This window comes from Vibrio profundi (genome assembly GCF_043642225.1).
In the GTDB taxonomy this organism is placed as follows: domain Bacteria; phylum Pseudomonadota; class Gammaproteobacteria; order Enterobacterales; family Vibrionaceae; genus Vibrio; species Vibrio profundi_A.
Map to the genome: position 1 here is coordinate 135,141 of NZ_JBHZSF010000011.1, position 24,048 is coordinate 159,188.

General features: G+C 42.7%; 17 protein-coding genes. 9 read left to right on the plus strand and 8 right to left on the minus strand.

Annotated features, from left to right (window positions below; all coding sequences use genetic code 11):
* The first annotated feature begins 5 nt into the window (after nucleotides 1–5).
* The 8 genes from ACHUFI_RS16420 to ACHUFI_RS16455 all read left to right on the plus strand — a co-directional run bounded on the left by ACHUFI_RS16420 (nucleotide 6) and on the right by ACHUFI_RS16455 (nucleotide 9,190).
* On the plus strand, nucleotides 6–1,394 hold the full coding sequence (locus ACHUFI_RS16420; protein WP_394251027.1) for an O-antigen ligase family protein: 1,389 nt from the start codon (nucleotides 6–8) through the stop codon (nucleotides 1,392–1,394).
* Nucleotides 1,395–1,472: 78 nt separating this feature from the next.
* Complete coding sequence (locus tag ACHUFI_RS16425) at nucleotides 1,473–2,240, plus strand: acyltransferase (protein ID WP_394251029.1); 768 nt, start codon at nucleotides 1,473–1,475, stop codon at nucleotides 2,238–2,240.
* Nucleotides 2,233–3,366: a glycosyltransferase gene (locus tag ACHUFI_RS16430; RefSeq protein WP_394251031.1), complete on the plus strand. Its 1,134-nt coding sequence runs from the start codon at nucleotides 2,233–2,235 to the stop codon at nucleotides 3,364–3,366. Before ACHUFI_RS16425 ends, ACHUFI_RS16430 begins: the two co-directional genes overlap by 8 nt.
* Nucleotides 3,363–4,787 carry a GumC family protein gene (locus ACHUFI_RS16435; RefSeq protein ID WP_394251033.1) on the plus strand — a complete coding sequence of 475 codons (1,425 nt, stop codon included), beginning with the start codon at nucleotides 3,363–3,365 and terminating at the stop codon, nucleotides 4,785–4,787. Before ACHUFI_RS16430 ends, ACHUFI_RS16435 begins: the two co-directional genes overlap by 4 nt.
* Nucleotides 4,788–5,035: 248 nt before the next feature.
* Complete coding sequence (locus ACHUFI_RS16440; RefSeq protein WP_394251035.1) at nucleotides 5,036–6,154, plus strand: glycosyltransferase; 1,119 nt, start codon at nucleotides 5,036–5,038, stop codon at nucleotides 6,152–6,154.
* Nucleotides 6,151–7,338, plus strand: a complete 1,188-nt coding sequence (locus tag ACHUFI_RS16445; RefSeq protein ID WP_394251037.1) for a glycosyltransferase family 2 protein — start codon at nucleotides 6,151–6,153, stop codon at nucleotides 7,336–7,338. Before ACHUFI_RS16440 ends, ACHUFI_RS16445 begins: the two co-directional genes overlap by 4 nt.
* Nucleotides 7,339–7,347: 9 nt before the next feature.
* On the plus strand, nucleotides 7,348–7,989 hold the full coding sequence (locus tag ACHUFI_RS16450; protein ID WP_394251039.1) for a sugar transferase: 642 nt from the start codon (nucleotides 7,348–7,350) through the stop codon (nucleotides 7,987–7,989).
* Nucleotides 7,990–8,173: 184 nt separating this feature from the next.
* Nucleotides 8,174–9,190, plus strand: coding sequence for a FecCD family ABC transporter permease (locus ACHUFI_RS16455; protein WP_394251041.1), 1,017 nt, complete (start codon nucleotides 8,174–8,176; stop codon nucleotides 9,188–9,190).
* An 80-nt stretch (nucleotides 9,191–9,270) separates the two neighbouring features.
* Here ACHUFI_RS16455 and ACHUFI_RS16460 read toward each other — a convergent pair whose 3' ends face one another.
* The 3 genes from ACHUFI_RS16460 to ACHUFI_RS16470 form a co-directional block, all read right to left on the minus strand.
* Nucleotides 9,271–10,500, minus strand: coding sequence for a quaternary amine ABC transporter ATP-binding protein (locus ACHUFI_RS16460; RefSeq protein WP_394251043.1), 1,230 nt, complete (start codon nucleotides 10,498–10,500; stop codon nucleotides 9,271–9,273).
* Nucleotides 10,493–11,392: an ABC transporter permease gene (locus tag ACHUFI_RS16465; RefSeq protein WP_394251045.1), complete on the minus strand. Its 900-nt coding sequence runs from the start codon at nucleotides 11,390–11,392 to the stop codon at nucleotides 10,493–10,495. The genes ACHUFI_RS16460 and ACHUFI_RS16465 overlap by 8 nt, the downstream gene beginning before the upstream one ends.
* Nucleotides 11,393–11,513: 121 nt before the next feature.
* Complete coding sequence (locus ACHUFI_RS16470) at nucleotides 11,514–12,506, minus strand: ABC transporter substrate-binding protein (RefSeq protein ID WP_394251047.1); 993 nt, start codon at nucleotides 12,504–12,506, stop codon at nucleotides 11,514–11,516.
* 606 nt (nucleotides 12,507–13,112) lie between these two features.
* On the opposite strand from ACHUFI_RS16470, the gene ACHUFI_RS16475 reads away from it, so the two are divergent.
* A complete protein-coding gene (locus tag ACHUFI_RS16475; protein WP_394251049.1) occupies nucleotides 13,113–14,276 on the plus strand; it encodes an outer membrane protein assembly factor BamB family protein in 1,164 nt (387 codons plus the stop codon).
* A gap of 82 nt (nucleotides 14,277–14,358) precedes the next feature.
* Here ACHUFI_RS16475 and ACHUFI_RS16480 read toward each other — a convergent pair whose 3' ends face one another.
* The 5 genes from ACHUFI_RS16480 to ACHUFI_RS16500 form a co-directional block, all read right to left on the minus strand.
* Nucleotides 14,359–14,640 carry a hypothetical protein gene (locus tag ACHUFI_RS16480; RefSeq protein WP_394251051.1) on the minus strand — a complete coding sequence of 94 codons (282 nt, stop codon included), beginning with the start codon at nucleotides 14,638–14,640 and terminating at the stop codon, nucleotides 14,359–14,361.
* Nucleotides 14,641–14,801: 161 nt separating this feature from the next.
* Complete coding sequence (locus ACHUFI_RS16485; RefSeq protein WP_394251053.1) at nucleotides 14,802–15,830, minus strand: porin; 1,029 nt, start codon at nucleotides 15,828–15,830, stop codon at nucleotides 14,802–14,804.
* Nucleotides 15,831–16,090: 260 nt separating this feature from the next.
* Nucleotides 16,091–17,716: a mechanosensitive ion channel family protein gene (locus ACHUFI_RS16490; protein WP_394251055.1), complete on the minus strand. Its 1,626-nt coding sequence runs from the start codon at nucleotides 17,714–17,716 to the stop codon at nucleotides 16,091–16,093.
* A gap of 264 nt (nucleotides 17,717–17,980) precedes the next feature.
* Complete coding sequence (locus ACHUFI_RS16495; protein WP_394251057.1) at nucleotides 17,981–22,906, minus strand: ATP-binding protein; 4,926 nt, start codon at nucleotides 22,904–22,906, stop codon at nucleotides 17,981–17,983.
* A gap of 3 nt (nucleotides 22,907–22,909) precedes the next feature.
* Nucleotides 22,910–23,932, minus strand: a complete 1,023-nt coding sequence (locus ACHUFI_RS16500; RefSeq protein WP_394251059.1) for an HD domain-containing phosphohydrolase — start codon at nucleotides 23,930–23,932, stop codon at nucleotides 22,910–22,912.
* Between the last annotated feature and the right edge of the window lie 116 nt (nucleotides 23,933–24,048).

A 24,048-nucleotide genomic window follows, 5' to 3' on the forward strand; every position in this document is an offset into this window, starting at 1 on the left:
TAACGATGAAAGCAGACCAAAGCCGATTACCCGCTATTCTTTGTGCCTCCATAGTTTGCTTATTGGTGGGAGCAACGTGGTACTTGGTTCCTCATCCATTAGTGGTTATCGTGCTTGCTCTTGTCCCTTTGGGCGCTTTATTTGTACTTAATAAAACGTTTTGGCTAGTGATTCTATTCGTCGCGTTTTCGTTTTTCCGCATTCATGAAGCCATTCCCCAGCTTTATCCTCTGAAGATCCCGTTGCTTCTGTCTCTAGGTGCACTTTCTGCTCTGTTATGGCATGCGTTAATTAGCAAAGAGCTCAAAATGTACTGGCACCCATGTTTAACTTGGCTCGCCATCTTCTGGCTACTGGTGTTTATTGGGATTATATTTGCTTCCAACCGCCCCATTGCAATCCAAGAGTTTAAAGGGATCTATTGGAAGATCATTGTGATGACTTTGGCGATTGTATGGCTGGTTAACAGTGCAGAAAACCTTGGTAAAACGTCACTTGTTATCATCCTTTCTGGATTACTAATCGGAACAATTGCGCTGTATAACTCGGCCAACGGCATAGGTATGGTGGAAGAAACGCGTGTGACCATAGGTCGAGACATCGGTTCAATGCTTGGAGATCCAAACGACCTTGCACTGGCATTAATGTTTCCGCTAGCTTTCGCCGTCAGTAACGCCACTACTCGCAACCTTTCCATTCCTTCAAGGTTACTTGGCGCTGTTGTTTGCGTCATTTTGATGGCTGCGGTTATCGCGACTCAAAGCCGTGGTGGCTTATTAGGCTCCTTAACCGTGTTTGGTATCTTCGCGATTAAATTGATTCGTTCAAAAGTATTGCTTATCTCATTGAGTGGCATTGCTGCAATTGGCTTGTATTTTGTTGCCGGGATATCCGATAGAGCTTCTGGAGGAGCAGCAGAAGCCGGGATCGACGCATCGGCCATGGGCCGACTCTATGCATGGGAAGCCGCTTTCAAAATGGCGACCGTTAACCCGCTCACTGGAGTTGGGTTAAATAACTTTTATTCCAACTACTATTTTTACAGCCCTCACTGGGATGGATTAAATCACGCGGTTCATAGCACCTGGTTTGGCGTGTTAGCAGAAACGGGCTTTCTAGGGTTAGTGGTGTTCATATGTTTAATTGTGGCTCTGATACGAACTGCAAAACGAACCTTAAATAAACTAGAAAATAGCGCTGTTGCACCCGATCCAAATCTGATCTCTTCTGCCAACGCGGTATTCGCAGGATTACTTGGTACCATAGTATCAGGCACATTTCTTACACAAGGTTTCAATTGGCCTATCTACATACTGTCCGCACTCATTGTTAGCGTTGCTCACATATCCCAAAAAGCTTGTCAAAATGAGAACGAACCCAAACAGGATGGTTAACTCTCTGATTTTAATTAGATAATTTATTGGCACACTCTGTGAAAGTACTCTTAGTATCAACGGCTAGGAGTACTCAATATGAATACGTTAACTCTGCATAATTTTAAATACTGGCTCAAGAGCCACCCTAATTCTCAAATTAGAAATGTATTTTTCATTTTGAAAAAAATACGTTGTTTTGAATTAAGGACTCCTAAGATCTTTAATAAACTCATCTACTTCATCCACAATGCTGTGACTGGCTTATGGTCATCGTCAGCTCGCTTGCTCTATCACACACCCGCATTCAAAGGTCGTTTAGCCTCTCACGGTAAACAGCTTTATCTTTATGGCGGAATTCCCTTTGTGAGCGGTCCTGTTAGCATTCATTTAGGTGATGACTGTCGAATATCAGGACACACTACTTTTTCTGGTTGTTCGATGATTGAAAACCCGACCTTAATCGTCGGAAGCAATGTCGATATCGGATGGCAAACTACAATCGCCGTCGGCACTAAAGTCGTGATTTCAGATAATGTTCGTATCGCGAGCGGTGGCTTTCTTTTCGGCTATTCAGGTCACCCTCTTGACGCTAAACGTCGCGCGCAAGGAGAAGGCGATGACCTCTCCCAGATAGGCGAAATTATTCTCGAGCAGGATGTTTGGCTTGGAACGAACGTAACAATCAAAGGAGGCGTGACTATTGGTGAAGGCACCGTCATTGCCGCCGGTAGTGTCGTGACAAAATCGATTCCTCCTTTTAGCATCGCTGCGGGAAACCCAGCAAAAGTGGTTGGGACGATACCGTCACCTGAATCAGATGAAGTGCAGAACGTTGATGACAACAACGGAGGCTACCATGCGTGATTTAATTGTTTTTGGTGAAGATTTCGGTGGCTTACCCTCATCAACACAACATTTAATTCGCCACCTATCACGAACTCATCAAGTTCTGTGGGTCAATTCAATTGGCCTAAGACAGCCTAAGCTATGCGCAAAAGATGCAGCTCGCGCCTTTAATAAATTATTTGGTAAAGGGAACACTCAGTCACAGAACATGATGAGTGCCTCGAATGAGTTCAATATTACGGTCGCTAACCTGCGTACCATTCCGGCTCCTAGTTCTAGTATCGCAAGGTATGCCGCCAAACAACTTATGTTGAGTCAGTTACGCCCAATTATTAGAAAGCTTGGAATGACAAAACCCGTCTTATGGACTTCACTACCGACGGCTGCTGATTTGTGTGGAGAGCTTGGGGAGACTGCCACGATCTATTACTGCGGTGACGACTTTGAAGCACTTGCCGGGGTCGACCATGACACCGTCGCCCGTCATGAGCAAAACCTCATTGAAAAAGCGGATCTCATCTTTGCTGTGAGTGATAAGTTGATGAGCAAATTCCCTGCATCAAAAACGCAATTACTCCCTCACGGTGTCGATACCCGCTTGTTTACAACTCCTGCCCCAAGAGCAAAAGATCTTCCGGGTGAACATCGACCTATTGCAGGGTTCTACGGAAGTTTGTCCAAATGGCTCGATTACTCTTTGATCGAGTCTGTCTCCGCTCAACTACCTGAATGGGACTTTGTATTCATTGGTCCAAATGAACTGCCTAACTCACAGTTACCAAAGCGTTCAAACGTTCATTACTTGGGTGCAAAATCGCACAATGAACTACCGAAATACTCGCAACACTGGGACGTGAGTTTATTACCCTTCGTGGACAATGAGCAAATAAGAGCATGCAGCCCTCTCAAGTTACTGGAATACCTAGCAGCAGGTTCAACGATCGTTTCCACACCTTTCCCTGCATTAAAACCCTATTCAAAGCATGTTACGACTGTTACCAATGCAGACGAAATGGTCCAAGCACTCACCATGGCTCGTGCACCACAAGCTGAGTATATAAGAAGCGAGCGTAGCCAAGTTGTCGCGAGTGAAAGTTGGGAACAACGCAGTCTGTTTGTCGAGCGTATGTTGGAGTCACTATGAATCAATTAAAGATAAGGTTACTCATCATATTGGGTGGCATGTGGCGCCAGCGCTACGTGATTGTCATCCCCATCCTGATTCTGCCTTTCGTCGGGTTCGGAATAAGTAAACTCGCGCCTCCAAAATATGAAGCGCATACCAGTATGCTGATACAAGAGACAGCAAAAATGAATCCATTTCTCGAAGATATTGCAGTTTCGACCATGCTTAAAGACCGAATAAACGCGCTGCGAACTTTACTCAAGAGTCGTCATGTCTTGTACTCGGTGGCAGAAGAGCTATCGCTTATCAATGACGAGATGGAAGGCATCGAAAAAGACCGAATCATTGCAGATATGTCTCAACGCTTAACGGTTACTCAACTCGGAAAAGACTTCATCAAAATTTCCCTTGTGTCCGATTCACCTGATGGGATGAAAGCGTTACTACGATCGGTTAGCGAACATTTCATCGAGCAACTGCTTGCGCCGGAACGTTCATCTATTGAGGATTCTAGTGATTTTCTCGCTATCCATATTGAAAAAAGACGCAATGAGCTAGACATAGCTGAAGAAGCGCTCGCGGATTACAAAAACAAAAACGCACAGTCAACACCAGAAATACAAAGCCAAAGCCTCAATCGCTTAGCCTCACTCAAACAAAACCTAGCGGAAAAAGAGGCAGAGTTATCAGGCGTTAAGAAAAGCCTGGGTTCCATTGATCAGCAGTTATCTAAAACAAACCCTGTCATTGGTAAATTGGAAGACCAAATCATTGAAATTCGAAGTGATTTGACACTGCTAAAAGCCAAATACACCGACCAGCATAGCGCTGTTCAAGCCAAAATGAGAGAGTTAGAGCGTTTGGAAAGCGAGAGAACAACACTTCTTAAACTCAAACAGCCTAGCCTAAACAGCGATCAATTGTGGGACATCGCAAGTAGTAATACTTTGACCAAACTCTCCGATGTTCAACCACTTCTTGTCACTCAACTTCATAGTTTGCAACTGGTTCGCTCTAAATATGAATCTTTAAGTGAAGAAACCAAGAGCCTCAAAAAAATGGTTTTTGAACTCGAAAACAAAGCCAATCAATTTGGTGAAAATGCCAAAGTGATGTATCGGCTTCAGCGCGACGTGCAAATCAAACGTCAGCTATATGATGAATTGATGGAACGTTATGAAATGGCTCAATTAACCGGTTCATTAGGTATCTTCGAACAAAACAAACGGGTCAAAATTATCGATTTGCCTTTTACACCTAGTGGACCATCAAACTTACCTGCGATTATCTTCATCATTGCAGGGGCGTTTGGAGGCATCGCGTTAGGCAGTGGGCTCGCTGTCGTCATCGAACTCTTTGATACTTCAATTAAGCGCCAGGATGAATTGGAACAATTGTTAGAAGCGCCTGTCCTTACCGTGATCCCTAAATTGAGCTAAGCACAATCCAACGCTATAAGAAGCACATAACGCCACCTACTATCGGTGGCGTTTTTGTCACTATTTATCATTTCTATATTTGATTTTCATAATCGTAAAAACCTCTCCCACAATCAAAAAACCACAACAAGTCATTGATATAAATGGATTTTATTTTTGGCACAAGAAATGCATTTACTATTTTACACGCTGTAACCTAGTCACAATAAAACTAAGCCACTTACAAATTTGTTTAGAAGGGATAACACATGGATACGAACGGAAATGGACATGGAAAGAAGATCATTCACGTCGTTCAGCACCTTGCGCCTGGTGGGTTAGAAACGCTAACTCTTGATCTGTTACGTTTAGCCAAACCTCTCGATACTGTGCTTATTTTTAGCCTAGAGGGAACAAGGGAAGACGCAATCAAACACTGGCCAAAATTGGAAGCGTATGCGAACCACCTAGTGTTCTTAGAGAAAGCGCCAGGTCTTCAACCAGCTATCGTGACTACGTTACTTAAAGCTTTCATCGGAATGAAGCCTGATGTCGTACACACACACCACATCGGCCCCCTTTTATATGCCGGTAGCGCAGCGAGAATGGCAGGTGTACCTCATCGAATTCATACAGAACATGATGCATGGCATTTAAATAACACTAAGCGTCGTCGCCTTCAAAACTTTGCATTAAAGGCCGCACAACCAATGCTAGTTGCTGATGCGAGTAGAGTTTATCGCCAACTCAAAGGCATGTTTGCACATCAGAACATCATCACAATTAGAAACGGCATCGACTGTGAAAAATTCCAGATTGGTTCAAAACATCAAGCTCGTTCTCTATTTGGACTTCCTCAAAATACAATGATCATCGGATGCGCAGGGCGACTAGAAACCGTTAAAGGGCAAGATCAGTTAATTAAAGCACTGGCTTTACTTCCTTCAAACGTATCACTCGCCATTGCTGGTAACGGTTCTGAAAGACAATCGCTAGAAGCGCTTACTCAGAAACTCAATTTAAGCGACCGTGTTATCTTTCTTGGCCTTGTCGACAACATGCCAGCGTTTTATCAATCCTTAGATTTATTCTGCTTACCGTCACGTCATGAAGGGTTACCGCTTTCGACCCTTGAAGCTCAGGCATGTGGTATTCCCACGGTGGCGACCGATGTTGGCGCCACAGACGAAACATTATGTCCCAAAACCGGCTCACTGGTAGTTCGTCATACCATCACAGCACTTGCAAAGGAGTTAGACAACGCCACACAACGCTTGCACGCATCAGATCCACATACTGTGTCTCCTAGAGACTACATCCTTAGCAATTTTGATATTCGTAAGATGGCTAATGCTTACGACGCACTTTCAGATGGAGCATACGCATGATCGATATCCTGTTAATAACAGCTTGTATTGCATCTGGTGGACTCATCGTTTACCACCACGCTATCTATCCTGTCATTTTAAGCTGGTATTCAAAAAAGCACCCAAGTGTCGCGATGAATGACGTTGATAGAGGTTACCGCTCTGGTGATGGAGATTCTCGTCTACCTTCGGTCACCATATTAGTGCCCGCATTTAATGAGGAACAATGGATTGCGGACAAAATTCGCAACTTAGCAGCATTGGATTATCCACGCGGCAAACTAAGAGTCATCATTGCGTGCGACGGATGTACCGATGATACGGTAAACCTAGCTCAAATGGCCATTCAAGAAGCGATCTGCTCAGATATTCACTTTGAAATCCATGACCACAAAGAGAATCGAGGCAAAGTTGCCCTATTAAATAGTGAGATGATTGATATCGACTCTGATATTACGGCGCTCAGTGATGTCTCGGCCCTGATTTCATTGGACTCATTATTAATCGCAAGCGAACATTTTTCAGATGATAACGTAGGCGTTGTAAACGCGACTTACTGCTTGTGCCCATCTGAAAACCAAGGGGAAGTGAGTTACTGGGCCTATCAAACGGCCATAAAAAAAAGAGAAGCCTCCTTTGGTTCGAGTTTAGGTGCACATGGAGCATTCTATTTATTCAGAACCCATCTATTTGATGTCTTACCGTCAAATACGATTAATGATGACTTCATGTTACCTATGCAAATCGTTCGTAAAGGTTATCTTGCCCACTACGATTCAAATATGGTCGCGTTGGAAATGGAACAAACAAGTAATGACAATGATTTCCGTCGTCGACTAAGAATTTCGGCAGGCAATATGCAGCAAGCCATTGAGCTATTTGGCTTATTCAACCCTAAGTTCAAAGGTATCGCTTTCACTTTCTTTTCAGGAAAAGGGTTAAGGCTGCTCACTCCATATTTGATGCTAGTTTGCCTAGTAACCTCATTTTTATTAATGGGCACCCTGATTTTCAATATTCTCTTTTGGTTGCAGGTAAGTGTCTACATCACCGGTGTTGTCGGCCACTTATTACCAAAGCACCTTTCTATTAAACCCGTATCTTTAGTTTCCTACCTTGTCGTTGGCCACTACGCAAACTTTGTTGGTGGACTACGTTACTTGCTTGGATTCGAAGGTTCACATTGGACACGAGTAAATCGTTAAGGATTGATCATGATGGATACTAACCTTTATCAAAACAACATCTCACGCGCAAAGCGAACTTTCGATTTTACAGGTGCATTAGTTGTACTGATTTTATTTGCTCCTCTATTCCCGCTTATTGCTTTGGCTATTGTAGTGAGCTCTCGCGGTCCGGTTTTTTACAAGCAATTGCGTGTCGGCAAGTCTACGCCAGAGAAAATGGAGCTTTTTGAAATCATGAAATTCAGAAGTATGTATCAAGATGCTGAAGCACGTTCAGGAGCGGTGTGGGCAACGGAAGATGATCCAAGAATTACGCCCGTTGGCAAATTCCTTCGCAAGAGTCGTCTTGATGAATTGCCTCAGCTCTTTAATGTACTGAAAGGCGAAATGTCGTTGATTGGCCCGCGCCCAGAGCGCCCTACCTTTTACAACAAGCTCGAAGCTGAAATTCCTTACTTCGCCGACCGAACATATGGCGTGCTACCAGGTATTACCGGGTTAGCGCAGGTAAATCAAGGATACGATACTTGCATTGAAGACGTTAGACGAAAAGTCGGTTTTGACCATAGTTATGCTCTAAGCCTTTGTTCCGTACGCTCTTGGTTATCAACTGATATCGGCATCATCACCAAAACAATTGTGGTGATGGTGGACGGTCGAGGTCGATAAGTGTAGAAATCAACGTGATATAACTGAGCGGCTAAGCCTATATTTGGCTTAGCCGTTTTAATATCTCAATAATAAGTAGCTTTCAGTAGATTTACTTCACTGTTCAAATAGATGAGGATTTTAACTTGATAAGTAAATGATATTGATTATCATTAAGCTTTAGACGTATTCACAGAACTTTTCCATGTCTCTATATTCTCAACGAAAACTCGCTATTTTATGTGGCACAATATTTTGCTTATTATTCATGTTGTTTTGCTTTATCGCTAGCCTACTGGTCGGCAAAACAGCCATTTCCCTAGACACGCTGTTTGACGCCATTATTCATTATTCGAGTAGCAACCAAATACATTCTTTTCTTTTAGAAGAACGCTTACCAAGAGCGATTACGGCTCTTGTTGTTGGAGCATCTTTGGCTAGTTCTGGCGTCTTACTTCAAGTTTTGGTCAAAAGCCCACTCGCCTCACCGAGTCTGATTAGTGTGAATTCCGGAGCCTTAGTATTTAGTGTCATTGCCGTCAGTGTTCTCACCATCACCTTACTTGAACAGGTCGTCATGCTTGCATGCATTGGCGCCGTATTAGCCCTTGCTGCCATTTATTTACTTGATCGCTCTTCAGGCTCACTTAGCAAACCCGTGAAGACTTTATTTACCGGGCTAGTCTTAACGGTTTTGGCGTTGACCATTACGGCTCTATTGCTTATCACCACAAACGGTAGCTGGGAAGATGTTGTCTTTTGGCTAGCGGGTTCAGTATCTCAGCACTCTATTCAAACTGTCGTCCCGTTACTTCCATTGTTGGTGTTTGCCATTGGAGTAACTTGGCTAATCACTCCGTATCTCAACCAATTAATGGAAGCCGATACTATGGATAAACAACTTGGGTACTCAACCACTATCATTAGACTGCTAATAGCAATTTGCATAGCGATTTTCGCCTCTATCTCGGTTGTGATGGCCGGGTTTATTGGCTTCGTCGGGCTAATGGTACCGTATCTCATTCGCAAGCTTGCCAATCCTGATTTCAAATGGTTACTGCCTATCAGTGCCCTACTTGGAGCCTCTCTATTATTAGCAATAGATACTGCTTCACGCTATCTCTCCCCCGCTCATACTATTCCCATCGGTATTGGTACTGCGCTAATTGGAGTGCCATTTGTTGGGTATTTGATTTGGCGTTCACGTAAAAACACTCACTAGACAACCCAGTAAAACTAAAAAGCCCCAGTTATAAAAAATCACAACTGGGGCTTTCTCTATCAGCAATGCACTAGAAAAATCTAGGATGCTTTGTCAACTTGTAGCTTTGGGTCGGTAGCATCTTCCTCACTTGGTTCAGCAAAGATATCAGCGACCGCACTTCGCTCCAGTTCACCTTTTAGGTTGCCTTCTTCATCCACAACCGGCAGTGAATAGTCGCATGACATAGTATCAGGCAGCACTTCTTCAATGACCGCATCTGGTAAAACCGCTGGAACTTCCTCATAAATTTCTTCACTAAATTCATGAACAGAAGCATCTTCAACGGCATCTTGAAGGCTTTCTTTGGTGACTAGCCCTTGATACCCATCATCCGTAACATGATAAGCGTAATCATGTTTGAGGTTCTTCATTTGGGCTAATGCCCCCTCAATCGTTTCGGAAGTAATACGATACAATGGCGGCTGCATGACCGTTTCAACGGTCAGAGCACGTGCTCGATTTACATCTTTAACAAACGCTTCAACATAATCATCAGCAGGGTTCAGAAGAATCTCATGTGGTGTCCCTTGCTGAACCAACTCTCCGTCCTTGAGGATTGCGATACGATCTCCTAGGCGAAGCGCTTCATCTAAATCGTGCGTAATGAATACAATCGTTTTATGGAGCTTCTCTTGAAGTTCGATCAACTGGTCTTGCATTTCACTTCGGATAAGTGGATCTAGCGCAGAGAAGGCTTCATCCATCAATAATATTTCTGCATCAGTACATAATGCGCGAGAAAGCCCGACACGTTGTTGCTGACCACCAGAAAGCTGTGCTGGGTATTGCTCTTCGTACCCTTTTAAGCCAACGGTCTCTAGCCATTCTTTGGCTTTAGCAAGACGCTGCTCTTTTTTGATGCCTTGAACTTCTAACCCATAAGCGACGTTCTCAACGACAGTTCGATGTGGCATCAAACCGAAGCGTTGGAATACCATCGACATCTTATGGCGTCTGAACTCTTCAAGTTGTTTGGTGTTCAAGCTCATCACATCAATACCTTCAACCGTGATTTTACCTTGAGTAGGTTCAATTAAACGGTTGAAGTGACGAATTAACGTCGACTTTCCAGAACCAGATAACCCCATGATCACGAAGATTTCTCCTCGATTGATTTCAAGGTTGATCTCTTTTAGCCCAACGGTATGCCCAGTGTCGGCGAGAATGGCATCTTTATGTTCGCCCTTCTCAACACGTGGCATAACGGATTTTGGCTTAGGCCCGAATACTTTGAATAGACCGCTGATTTCAATTAATGGTTTAGTCATGTTTGAACCCTCCTAAATGCGCGTTTGTTCTGCGCGCATACGCTTGAGAAGCACGATCAAACAAAATTGCTAACGCCACAATGGCGAAACCATTTAGCAGACCCAAGGTAAAATACTGATTGGTAATAGACTTAAGTACCGGTTGACCTAATCCTTTAACGCCGATCATTGAAGCAATAACGACCATTGAAAGCGCCATCATAATGGTTTGGTTAATCCCCGCCATTATCGTAGGCATTGCGAGAGGAAGTTGTACTCCCCAAAGTCTTTGTTTTTTATTTGCGCCAAATGCGGTTGCTGCTTCTAGCACTTCCTTGTCTACCAATCGGATACCCAAGTTAGTCAATCGAATCACTGGTGGAATCGCATAAATTACCACGGCAATCAGCCCTGGAATTTTACCGATGCCTAAAAGCATTACGACCGGGATTAAATAAACAAACGCTGGCATTGTCTGCATAATATCTAGCAATGGAGTAACGATGGATTGGACACGATTCGAACGCGCCATCGCGATACCAATCGGAATACCCAGAATTATCGACACCATAGTACACACTGTAATGATGCTCAGTGTCCGCATGGTATCTTCCCACATACCAAAATAGCCGATTAGAAGTAACGACCCTACACAGCCCAAAGCCAACTTCCAAGAACGACTTGCGCCATACACTAGCGCGGTACACACCGCTAGCACGATCATCCAAGGGGTAGAGATAAGTAGTTTTTCAAACCAAACAAGGAAAGAAAGAAGAGGATCAAAGAAAGATTCGATGAGTTCTCCGTATTCACGTGAAAACTCGCGGTAAGCACCGTCCAGTGTTTTTTTGATTGCTCGCAAATCAGAGCGTTCCATTTCAGGAAAGCTTGCAAACCAATTGCTGTCAGCCATTTTATATCCTTATACTTCGGAGCCTTACTACCCTAATCCGACGAAGGATATGTAGTTAAGGCTCCGAATAATGAATAACATCAAGTATAGCGACGTTATTTAAATTTCACTTTGCTAGTTATTAAAGTTCAGCTTCCACTTTCTTAGCGACTTCAGCCGATACCCAAGGGTGCCAGATTTCTGGATACTCACTTAAGAAGTGAATCATCGCTTCTTCACCATCTGCTTGGTTATCTTCCATCCAAGCTAACAATGAATTCATTTTTTCATTTGTGAATCCACGTTTAGTGAAATAGTCGTACGCTTCTGGCACACGCGCAGCAAAGCTTTCGGTTGTAATAGTATGAACGGGTGATGGCGGGTACATAGTCGGTTTTGGCGACTCACATCCCTCTTGCGTTGTACAAGTTAAGAATTCTTGTTTATCGACTCCACTACCAAAATCGACTTTAACCATTTCATACTTGCCCAACACAGCGGTCGGTGCCCAGTAATAACCAAACCATGCTTCTTCACGTTCGTAAGCTTTTGCGATTGCACCAGACAACCCAGCACTTGAGCCTGGGTCAACGATACTAAAGCCACTGTCTTTCAGTTCTAATGCTTCAAATAAGTTACCCGCACTGATCTGACAGTTCCAACCTGCTGGACAGCTGTAAAATGCCGACGTATCAGGATCTTCAGGGTGTTTAAATAGGCTCGCATTTTTACGAATCCCATCAATGGTTGCCATTTCTGGGTATTGCTTAACTAGATAAGCCGGTACCCAAAAGCCTTCTTCACCACCATTAACCAGTGATTTACCAGCGTAACGAAGGCGTTTTTCTTCAACACCTTTGTCTAACGCATCTTTTAGGGCATTACTCCATAGCTCAGGAGCAACATCTGGTTGGCCCTTTTCAATCATCGAAGTACCTGTCGGCATGGTATCACCGGGGATTAGCTCTGCATCACAGTCATAGCCATGTTCAAGAATAAACTGGTCAATATTGGCAATGAGCGTCGCCGAATTCCAGTTCATATCAGCGATTGTTACGCTTCCACATTCCCCTGCATTCGCATTACCGCTCGCTGCTGCAACTACCAAAAACATGGCGCTTAACTTGTATTTCATGTTGAGTTTCCTTTCTCTTTAATAATACAACCGAGTTAGCCTGATCTTTCTGACCTTCCAAATTGCTTGTCGGTGACTGTTTTACTGACACGAGAAACGGATGTCTTAGGTTTTGCTAATGGAATCAAAGCTCATACAAAAAGTACGAACTTACTCGCCAACCATTAGAAAAATCGGAGAAATCATTCCAAATATTTCGAAAATCACCACTTCTTATAAGCTTAGGGAACAATCAGTTAAAATCCACATTTCGTACGATTTACTTAGTGCCACGATGGGGCATGTCACGTATCAGGGAATTATGTGAACTAGATCGAAGTGAAAAACGATATGAAACAAACATTAAAGGCCAAGTTACTCACCACTTAAAATTATTATCATTCGTATAAAGTTGGTGTTCGCTTCGTTTTTCACTTTGATTGTTCACAACATCTAGTAAGGAAAATGTTCGATGTCTAAAAACGCGTAAGAGCTTCAGTTTAAGGTAAGCTGCAAAAATGAGATAGGTAAGAATATTATATAAAGTTAATCGCATAACTTCTAAAAGCAAAAGTATTTAAGTTAACGAAACGATAAAGTAGAAAAAAACCACGATAGGAACTGACTATGTTACGTAATTTTTTGCACTTACCCTTCAAAGTTATATTTGTCCTATCGTTACTATATTCCTCTCATTGTTCTTCAGAAGCCACGATAAACTTGCGGCCCTCTTGGGCTTTTCAGACCGAAGGCTCAATTTGGTCATCGGTAAAAATCGACGATAATGTCGCGTATTTTGGTAGTGATGACGGTTACTTCTACGCAATAGATGTGCTCGATAAACAACTACTTTGGAAATATAAGACTGAAGGGAAAATTCGCTCTACCGCTGCATTAACAGAGGACAGGTTGTATTTCTCCAGTGACGATGGCTTCCTCTATGCGTTAGAAAATTCGTCCGGAAGCTTAATTTGGAAAACGTCCCTTAACGATGGTGATGTACCACGTATTGAGCCAGCAAAAGCCGCACCTTACCGGTATGACTACGCTAAGTCTTCTCCCGTTATTCACAATGAAATACTGTATATTGGGAGTGCAGACAATTACCTATATGCTTTGTCTGCGCTATCTGGCGAAGTGCGTTGGAAGTTTCAAACAAATGGTATCATTCGATCAACACCACTCATATTTGACGGGCGTGTTTACTTCGGTTCACTTGACCAAAACCTGTATGCTGTGGATGCAATAACGGGTAAAGAACATTGGAAATTTACCGCATATAACGTCATTACTTCCTCTCCAACCATTGTCGGCAATACCTTAGTCATAGGTTCGAGAGATACATATTTATATGGGATTGATCCACTGTCAGGGCAAGAGAAATGGGCGTATCGCTTTGTTGATCGATCTTGGGTTGAATCCACTGCAACTAAAGGTAACGAAGATAATGTCTTTTTCATTGGGAGCTCGGATTCAAAAAAGCTTCTTAAATTTGACGCCAATTCAGGAAAGGAAATTTGGTCTGCCTCAACACCGGGTTGGACATGGGCACGCCCTTTCGTAGCGAATGATCAAGTATTCATTGGGACGACTGGTGCCAGAGGGTATTGGAACAAGGTAGAGCCAGGTTTTATTAGCGTTAACGCAAAAACTGGTAAACGCAAGGCTCAATATCAGCCAAAAGAAATTGAAGGTTATGTGAGTGGCGGTGTTTTTGGATCTCCAGCAGTGTTCGACGAAAAAATCTATGTACCAGATCTAGATGGGAACCTTTACGAATTTCTTTTTTAGTCTCTCGGCTAGCGAAATATATACATCAAGAATTAGTCTGAGTGAGGCTAGTTCTTGATCGTATCTTGGGTTTCATCAACGCCTAAATTTTCACAATTTTGCATGACTTTAAAGGCCTTAACGACTTTCGATGAATTCCTGCAAAACGCCCTGTTAGTGCGATGTAGTAGCCTTCCGCTCTAAGCAGTTCAATCGCTTTATCTACAGTTTCAACATACACACGATTACATTGATGCTGAGGACGACTACCAACTTTACGGCCCTTTACTTTAGCGAGTTCGTAGAGCCCTTCTTGGTTCGGCTCGCACCGGAACGTCACTTCGTTCCCGTAAATACTCCCTTTTGCAACAATATCAATGACCATAATTTATTCTCAGACTTGAATTAAAAAAAGCCACACGAGATTGAGCCTAGTGTGGCGATAAAACCAAAAAGACAGTGGATTAAGAAGGTTGGTTTTCAAAAATGGATTAGCCAATAATTATTCGAGGGGGGCGAACAACTATCGGCTAATCTCAAATAAAATTAGAAGCTGTAGTAAACGCCAGTTACAACAGTCATAGAGTCTTCAGTTGCCCAATCAGCATCAGCTTGTTGGTATTCAGCGAATGCAGTGATGTTGCTAGCAACCGCGTAATCCGCACCAATAACCCAGTTTGTTGTGTCACCGTATGTGTTTGCTGTTGTGTTATCTACAGATGCAATTGCGTAAGTGGTGTAGATACGAGCGTCGTTAATTTGGTAAGCAGCAGCTAGACCTAACGTATTACCATCTACTAACTCATATGAAGTGCTTTCATTCCACTGACCATCATTCGAAGTAGTACCAGCAGTTTTGTAGAAACCAAATTTGTCAGCGCCTTTGAACTCAGCGTAAGTTGCCGCTAGGTAAACACCGCTAAATTCAGCAGATGCAGACACACCGTATAGTTCGTACTCGTCGTCAGTATCAGTTTCGCCTTGGATGAAAGAAGCACCGATAGAGAAAATGTCTTGTGCGTAATCAGCAGAGATACCGTACGTAGAATCAAGATTCTTTTCGTTAGTCGTGTTGATGTCAGCAACGAAAGTCATTGGGCCAAACTTAGTTTTAGCTACGATGCCGTTACCTTTAGATTCGCGGTGGTTACCACCAGCAGAACCCATGTAGTTACCTTCGTTTGTGATATCGTCTTTTTGGATAGCGTCTGCAGATTCTGCTAAGTCGCCAACTTCACCTACAGCGATACCCCATGTGTCTGTTTTCACGCCTACATGAACGTCATCAAAATTTGCAGCTGTTTCAGTTTTACCGTAGTTAGATCCTGCTTCGATTTCGAAAGAAGCAAAACTAGTTAGTTGATCATTGATCTTCTGCTCAGCGTCCATTTGAACTTTTGCCCAAACGTTGATATCAGCATCAGACTTTTCTTTATTAGCAATATCAGTTGTTGCTAGGTAAGCATCAACTTCACCTTTCATCGATACTTTTGAAGTCTCTGTTGAGTAGATTTCACCAGCAAAAGCTGAAGTTGCTGTTGTTGCGATAAGTGCTGCTAAAAGTGTCTTTTTCATTTTGGCCACTACTTCCTATATAGGTCTATTAAATGAATCGTTATCAACGATTTCGAAGTGGCTTCATGTTGACAAAGTCAGCTCTGTCAAAATACGGTAAAAATACTGCTTTTAAAAACACTGTTTTTTATACCACCAAAGAGTAGGAAGAACTTTATTTCAATAAAAACAGTAGCTTGAGCAGTTATTTTGCAAATGGATGTAAAAAAGCCACCCATTAGGGTGGCTCAGTTTTTCATTTTACAGTGGTATAAAAAGGACTACTCAGACTCCTTTTGCTCAACTGAATGAGTATACAAGTGCACATCTCGTTGTGGGAACGGAATAGTCACGCCTTCTTCGTCTAGGCGTTTTTTCACTTTCTCTGTAACATCCCAGTACACGTCCCAATAATCATCTGTTTTCACCCATGGGCGAACGACGAAATCAACCGAAGATTCATTAAGAGTATGAAGCTTCACCATCGCTTCTGGCTCCGACAATACTCGGCTGTCTGTAGAAAGGATTTCCGTAAAAATCGCTTTGGCCTTATCAATATCATCGGAGTACCCTATGCCGAAAACCATATCAACCCGGCGAATGCTCTCTGCGGTAATATTATTAATCACGTCTCCCCAAATTTTATTATTTGGAATGACTAGGCGCTGGTTATCAATAGTCTGTACGGTTGTCGACACTAAGCTCATGTTTTTAACCGTTCCCTGAATACCGGCCACTTTAACCATGTCTCCCACATCGTATGGACGATAAATCAAGATCATTAAGCCTGACGCAAAGTTTGATAATGTATCTTGCAATGCAAAACCAATGATCACACCCGCCACACCAAAACCTGTCAATAGAGGTGCGAGCTCAATACCAATTTGTGACAACGCAACAAGTAGCCCAACGAATATCACTGCCTTGGACGCAACCGATACGAAAAAGTCTTGCATCAACACACTGAAATCCATTTTTGAGTGTTTAACGCTGCGCTGTACACCTTTGCTAACGACTTTGGATAACATCTTTGTCCCATATAGAATGGCTAAAAATAGACACAGCTTTAAGAACATTGATGGCGTATTCTCAAACGCCCAAGATTTAAATGAGACGAGCCATTCCTCGAATAAGCCCAAAGCCACATCAACGTCCAATACATCGGTATTAATATCGCCTGTCGTCGTCAATAACAACTGCTTATAGTCTGTACCGTCAACGCCTAACTCTTCCATTAGTGCAACTGAGGTTTGCAGGCTTATCACCGTCATCGCGATACGTTCGTTATAGCGGATGATCTCTTGGTTCAACGTAGCTTTTTCTGTTTCACTCACATAGCTTAATCGACGCTCAACTTCGTTCTTTTGTGAATCAACGTAAAGAATGGCGTTAGACAAAAATTCAGCACGCTTCGTCAACGCACTCTTCAGCTTCTCTTTCACTGTCGAAACGTCAATCTCCAGTTTATCCGCTATATCAAATGTCGCAGTTAACTGCTCGTAATAAGTGTCCATGATCCCTATGCGTTTTTGAACCGCTAACTCATGCTGTATTTTGTCATCACCTTTCGCCTCTCTGGCTTTTTTTGCAATGTCAGTGATACTCCCATTACTCAGATCAATGAGGGAGTCAAGCAAAGTAATTTGGTCGAGAACAATTTGGTTTAGGCGTTCGTCGCCGATATTTTGCTGTACTTCCAGCTGCAGCTGTTCACGAAGGGCTTCGTTTTTTCGTCGCAAGACATCTTCTAAAAAAGAACGTTCGCTATCATGAGCTTGAGTCAGTGCGACAAAATCATTGGAAAGACGTTCTTGATTAGAACTCAATTTTTCTATGCTCGCGTGAGCACTTAACGAAAACAGCAGCAATAAGCTACTGCCGAAAATCAGCTTAAACTTCGAGTACATAGTTCACCTATAAGTGATTAGTATTTAAGTAAAAAATAGCAGAAATAACCGCCACCGCTTAACAGTACTCAATTCCTGCTAGGCAGATCACTTTCTGCCTAGCAGGCTTGGAGGTTTGTTAGAAATCGTATTGTCATTCTTTGATAATCAATGACGCATTTTATCCAAACTAGCTTCGCGAATTTACCAGTTCACGCCACCAACTAACGCGTTCTTCCGATGTACATGGCTAAAAAAGCCCAATTCAAAGATTGGGCTTATTATTTATTGTTGAATCCGTTTTAAATGGTCCAGTGCCGACTCAAATTCATAGTCTTCAATTAATGCACTAATCGGTTCTAACTGCTTTCGATTGTCAGGATGTTGCTCAATGAGTGACTGCAACACTTCTAATGCTTCGACATCGTAATTTTCCAATAAACTTTCCAATCGTGCGAAGCCCTCTATAGATATAGAGACTGAATTTGTAGATTTTGTATCGGAAACGTCTTCACTATTTTGTTTACCCCTCAGCTCTTGCTTATCCCAATATTCATTGAATTGTTTACGTAAGGCCCATAACGCTTCGGAAAGTTTCTGTAGCTCTGGTTCAGCATTACCTTGTTCTGCCACATCTCCAAAATAGGTTTCAAGTTCTGAAAATAACTGACTGGTTTGAGATGCGCCAATGGCCCCTGATGTGCTTTTCAACGTATGAGATAAGCGTTCGAGTTCTTGTGGTTCGCCTTGTTCTATTAGCTGGCGATATTGCGGAATAATGTCATCGATTTGGTTATTAAACCTCTTCATGAGTTTTTCTAGTAACGACTTGTCATGGTTACAGTAAGTAAGCCCTAAAGCGACGTTAAACACGTCATTACTTTCATCATTTTCAGCATAACTACGAATGTCATCAGCCTCAGAAACGGGCACACTTTCTCCATTGACCCAGCGGCCTAATGCTGCGGCTAACCGGTTGATAATGACAGGCTTCTCTACAAAGTCATTCATGCCACTGTCATTCGCTTTTTTCTTAACGTCACCAATTACATTGGCTGACATCGCTATAATTGGCACTTTCAAGTTAATATTTCTTATCTGCTTGGTCGCTTCAAAGCCATCCATGACCGGCATTTGAAGGTCCATCAAGATTGCATCATAGTCTTGCGCTTTAACCCGCTCTATTGCTTCTTCACCTTGGTTGGCCACATCAACTACTGTGTTAAATTTATCAAGAAATGCGAGGGCGAGTTCTTGATTGGTTACGTTATCTTCCACCAGCAAGATACGCGCTTGCGCTAAATCTAAGTCAACAACGCTACGCAGTGTGTAATCAACCTGATTAAAGCTCTCTTCCGCAAGTGGGAAACTGAGGTCCACGGTAAAACAGCTTCCTTGTCCCACTTCACTAGCCACGTTGATATGTCCGTTCATCGCACTAACAAGCTTTTGACTGATATTAAGCCCAAGCCCTGTACCACCATATTTCCGTGTCGTAGAGGCATCTGCCTGAGAGAAGGCTTCAAATAAGTTATCTTGCTGCTCTACACTGATGCCGATTCCCGTATCACACACATTAAACCGTAACCTTACCTGATCATCGAATTGTTCAACCAAAGAAACGTGCAACGACACTGAGCCCGCTTGGGTGAATTTCACGGCGTTACCCAAGAGGTTCAACAACACCTGATACACTCTCACCGAGTCGCCGACAATACCGTTAGGTACATCAGGGTCTGTGCTTAGGTTAAGAGTTAATGACTTTTCTAGGGCCTTGATCAAGACTATATCTTCTAACTCTTCCAACAATACGCTGAGCTTAAAAGGCGCAGACTCTATATTGAGTTTGCCAGCCTCAATCTTCGAGAAGTCTAGGATGTCATTAATGATATTGAGGAGCGACTCTGCCGAGCGGTGTACTTTCTTCACATAGTTTTCCGCAGGCTTACTTTGTTCTTCTTGCAAGGCTAGGTAAGACATCCCTAAAATCGCATTCATCGGTGTACGTATTTCATGGCTCATGTTGGCCAAGAAGTCTGATTTTGCTTGGTTAGCAGAATCCGCATCTAACATGGCTTCTTTTAATTGAATATTCAGCGCTTTTTGCTCAGAAATGTCATATGCCCAGAATAGGGTTGCGATTGAATCTTGGTAGTTGATCAGGTAATAGCTGGTCAGTGCGGTGAATGCGGTCCCATCCAGCTTACGTAAATTGAGTTCTTTGTTTACCACATTCCGATTCACCACTAAGGCTTGGTAAATTTCCTCTCTTACCGAGACTTCTGGGTAAATCGCGGTGACATCTAAATCCTTCACAGATTCTCGGCGAATGGCAAACAACTCTAGTGCACGTTCATTGGTGTATATGACTTTTTCGTTCTGAACGATTACAGCTGCGATTGGGGAGGCATTCAACACACCAAACATTTGTTCTTGCAGTTGCTCCGCTGCCGCCCTCGCCTGTTTTGTACGATTGACTTCTGCCTTCAATCTTCGATTCCAGATAATGCTAGTTAGAAGTACAAGAACAGCAATTACGACGACGGTGTAAACCAGCTCATAGTTGGTTTTATCGATGAACTTTGGTGCTGTCCATTTAGAAATAATCCCATTTTTTTCTTTTTGCGGAATCGCTTTGATCGCTTTGCCCAAAATGGAGTACAGAATAGGCTCATTTCTTGACGTATGAATCGTTGGAGAAACCAAATAATCGGAACGGCCGATGATTCTGATGTCGCGATACGCTTGGGTATTAATAAGGAAGTTCAGCACATGAACGGTATCTAGCATCGCATCTAGTTTATTGTTTTCGACAAGCTTTAACCCTTGCTTGGTATTATCAATCATCACCCATTCGACGTTTGGATACTTAGACATCAATTTTTGGGTATTCGCAGCTCCGTTTAAGATGCCGACTTTCCATTGGTTCAAGTCAGAAATCAGCATACCACTCACTTCTGACTTAGAAGCGACAGCCAGTGCGCTAGAAAATAATCTTAACCCTGCTTGATAGTCTGCAAGAAATGTTTCGTTTTCACGCGCCGCGGACAGAAGTGGCACCGTTCGATTTTGAATGAGTTTTTCAGTTTCTTCCCAGCTTTCCACCAATTGGGGCTCAAACTTTAGCCCTGTTTTAGTTTCGATAATTTGTAAGAATTCAGAAATCATCCCGATGTATTCACCTTCCGCATTAAATGCTTCATACGGCAAGGTTTGAGGATCAACGGCTATTTTTTGAATCGGGTTATTCTTGATCCAGCGAAGTTCATCAGGTGTTAAGTTGAGGATTTGCCCTGTTAGATTATTTTCTTCATAAATTTTAGAAATATAGCTAAATTCTTTATCGCTAAAGTTGCTGAAAAAACTCAGTGACGGTAGATAGGCATAATCCGACTCTGACACCTTATAGTCGAAATAAAAGATCATTACGCCCACTTTTATCGCACCAGTTTCCGAAAGATAGATGCTGTCTTTCGTTACACTCATGTAATGTGAACGGTCGAACTCACGAGCAAACTTTAGCCCTTGTTCCGTCGTGACTACACTGTAAACCTTTTGATCTTTCTTCTCGTCATAAATTTCAATCGCTGCGATATCTTGGGATAAATCATAGATCTCCAAAGCACTATTCAAGCCTTCAAGGTTGTCCGAGTACAAATAGTAAGCGGCGATTTGCGCGATAATATCTGCACGCTGCATCTGAGGCCTGAAATCGGATTCAATATGGCTATTAACGAACTTACGCATTGCTTGTTTATCTTCATACAAAGATTCAAGCGATGCGTTAAATTTGTCTCGAAGTTTGGGATCTCTCCATTCAAGAAACACTGGGTAACTTTCGGAGAAATCTCTATGAATTTGGATGGCACTCCTATCTAGTTCACTTTCATGTTCTAAGTACCAGTCTAATACCCTTTTCTCGACGATTACGGCATCCACAGTATTATTAGCCAATGCTTCAAAGGCTTCTTTTAGTGACTGAAAATCGGCAGTATGCCTAGGCTTAATTTTCGCGATAAAAGCACTAAACGCTTTTCTGCTGGGAGACGCGCCATCTTGAATGATCGATCCCACACGTAATGAATCGATGCTCGTAAAGTCACTTAAGTTTAGCTCTCTTGCCCTAATCGATACCGCTATATATTCTAACTCGAGGGCTGGCACTGAATAATTACGTTCGCCTTCCGCTTTATTGGTGATACCTGAATTGAAGTCTAAGTTGGCATCTCGTTTTAATACGTCTTCCCGTGAAGAAATTGGCGCTCGATAGACATCTCCGATTTGATACCCCATATTATTAAACACTTTCTGTAAAAAGGAGTACTCTAAGCCGATCGCAGCAGACTCCGCATACATATAGGGAGGATTCCCGTAATCAAATGCGCCATCAAGTTTGATTCGGTAAGGGTTACCTGCAAGCCACGAGCTCATGATGCTATTTTGAGCCTGAAAGCTAACCCGATTAATAGCTTTATCTAATATACTTTTAAGAATTGGTAAGTTAGGAGTGATGGCCAATCGAGCTTCAGAATGCTCCCAGCCCTGAATTTGACTATTGGGCTTAATGTTTTCTACACCTAACTTCTTTGCCAAATCCATGATAGAGACCAACTCAGCAATAATCCCAAATACTTTCCCTTCAGACACTGCTCTAATCGCGTCTTGTTCATTGGCATAAACTTTGGTTCCGATATTCGCATAACGAGTCTCGAACCAAGCTGTCATTTCCGCACCTAGCACTACCCCAATAGTTAGCGTTCGAAGTTGCGTAGCTTGGTAGATTTTCGCCGCATCCACCTTAGTGATGAGCTGCCTCTGGTATGGCAAATAAGGCGTTGAATAAGTGGCTTTTTGCTCACCGATATTCACAGGAAAACTTATTGGAAATACATCGGCTTCGCCGTTATTAAGCATGCCTTTAGCTTCTAATGCATTCGAAGCGAAAACGTATTCGATGTCCAACCCTGTAATCGAAGCGATTTCGTCCATATACTGTGCGATAATCCCGTCTACATCGCCTCTATTGTTTACGAACATGTACGGGTATTTATCTCGGCGAACGACGACTGTTAATACCTGATTTCGTTCCATCCACCTTAGCTCTTCACTAGAAAACGCATTGGAAGTGTCGGCAAGCGTGAAACTTGAAAAGATTACTGACAGGCCTATGGTCAGCCAGCCAAGCACGCTGATCACATAGCGAATCATCATGTTCTAGTCCTTAAAGCGAGCTTTGATTTCAAGGATTTCAGGGAGGTTCTCAATAAACAAATCGACAAGGTCAGGGTCAAAGTGATTAGATTTTTCTTCTTTTAACAGCTCGACGGTCCTTTCCACTGACCAAGCTTGTTTGTAAGGTCGTTCTGAAGTGAGAGCATCAAAAACATCGGCAATTGCTGCTATTCGTGCGACCAAAGGAATCGCCTCTTGAGAAAGTCCATTTGGATAGCCTTTACCGTTCCATTTTTCATGGTGGCATTGGGCGACATCCGCGGCCATTTCTAATAATTTAGATCCCGATGTGTCACCTAGTATATCCACTCCGATATTGACGTGAGTTTGCATCACTTCCCACTCTTTTGAGTCTAACTTTCCCGGTTTGAGGAGCACGGCATCGGGAATACCTATCTTGCCAATATCATGCATTGGAGCGGCTTCTCTTAACGTGTCCGCATCCTCTAATGTCATGCCACACGCCAATGCCAGCACATGACAGTAATGACTCATTCGAAGCACGTGCATGCCAGTTTCGTTGTCTTTATATTCGGCGGCACGCCCCAAACGCTTTACCATTTCAACTTTGCTGTGGTTAATCTCTTCAGTCTGCTCTTTTACTTTTAAGTACAAAGCTTGTTGGTGATCGTATAAAGAGAGATGAGTTTGCACTCGTTGTAGAGCAATGGCTGGGTTGATCGGTTTGGTAATGTAATCTACCGCTCCTAATGACAGCCCTTTTACTTCATCTTCTGATGAAATCTTTGCGGTCACAAAAATGATTGGAATATGAGCGGTATTAGGTTGGGATTTTAATATCTGACACACTTCATAGCCATCAACATCAGGCATCATAATATCTAGTAGAATCAAATCAGGTTTAGGGGTCATCTGAGCCAATTTAATGGCTGTGACACCACTTTTTGCCGCCTTCACTTTAAACTGGTGTTTCAATAACCCAGTCAACACATCTAGGTTTTCTGGCGTATCATCTACAATCAATACCGTCGACTTATCTGCCATCAAACTCCTCCAACACACATAACATAATGAAATAACTACAAATTCATTGTTGAGTGTAGAAGTGGTTTTTCTATTTTGCGAATTATAGATAAACATTATTTATACAATGAGTTATA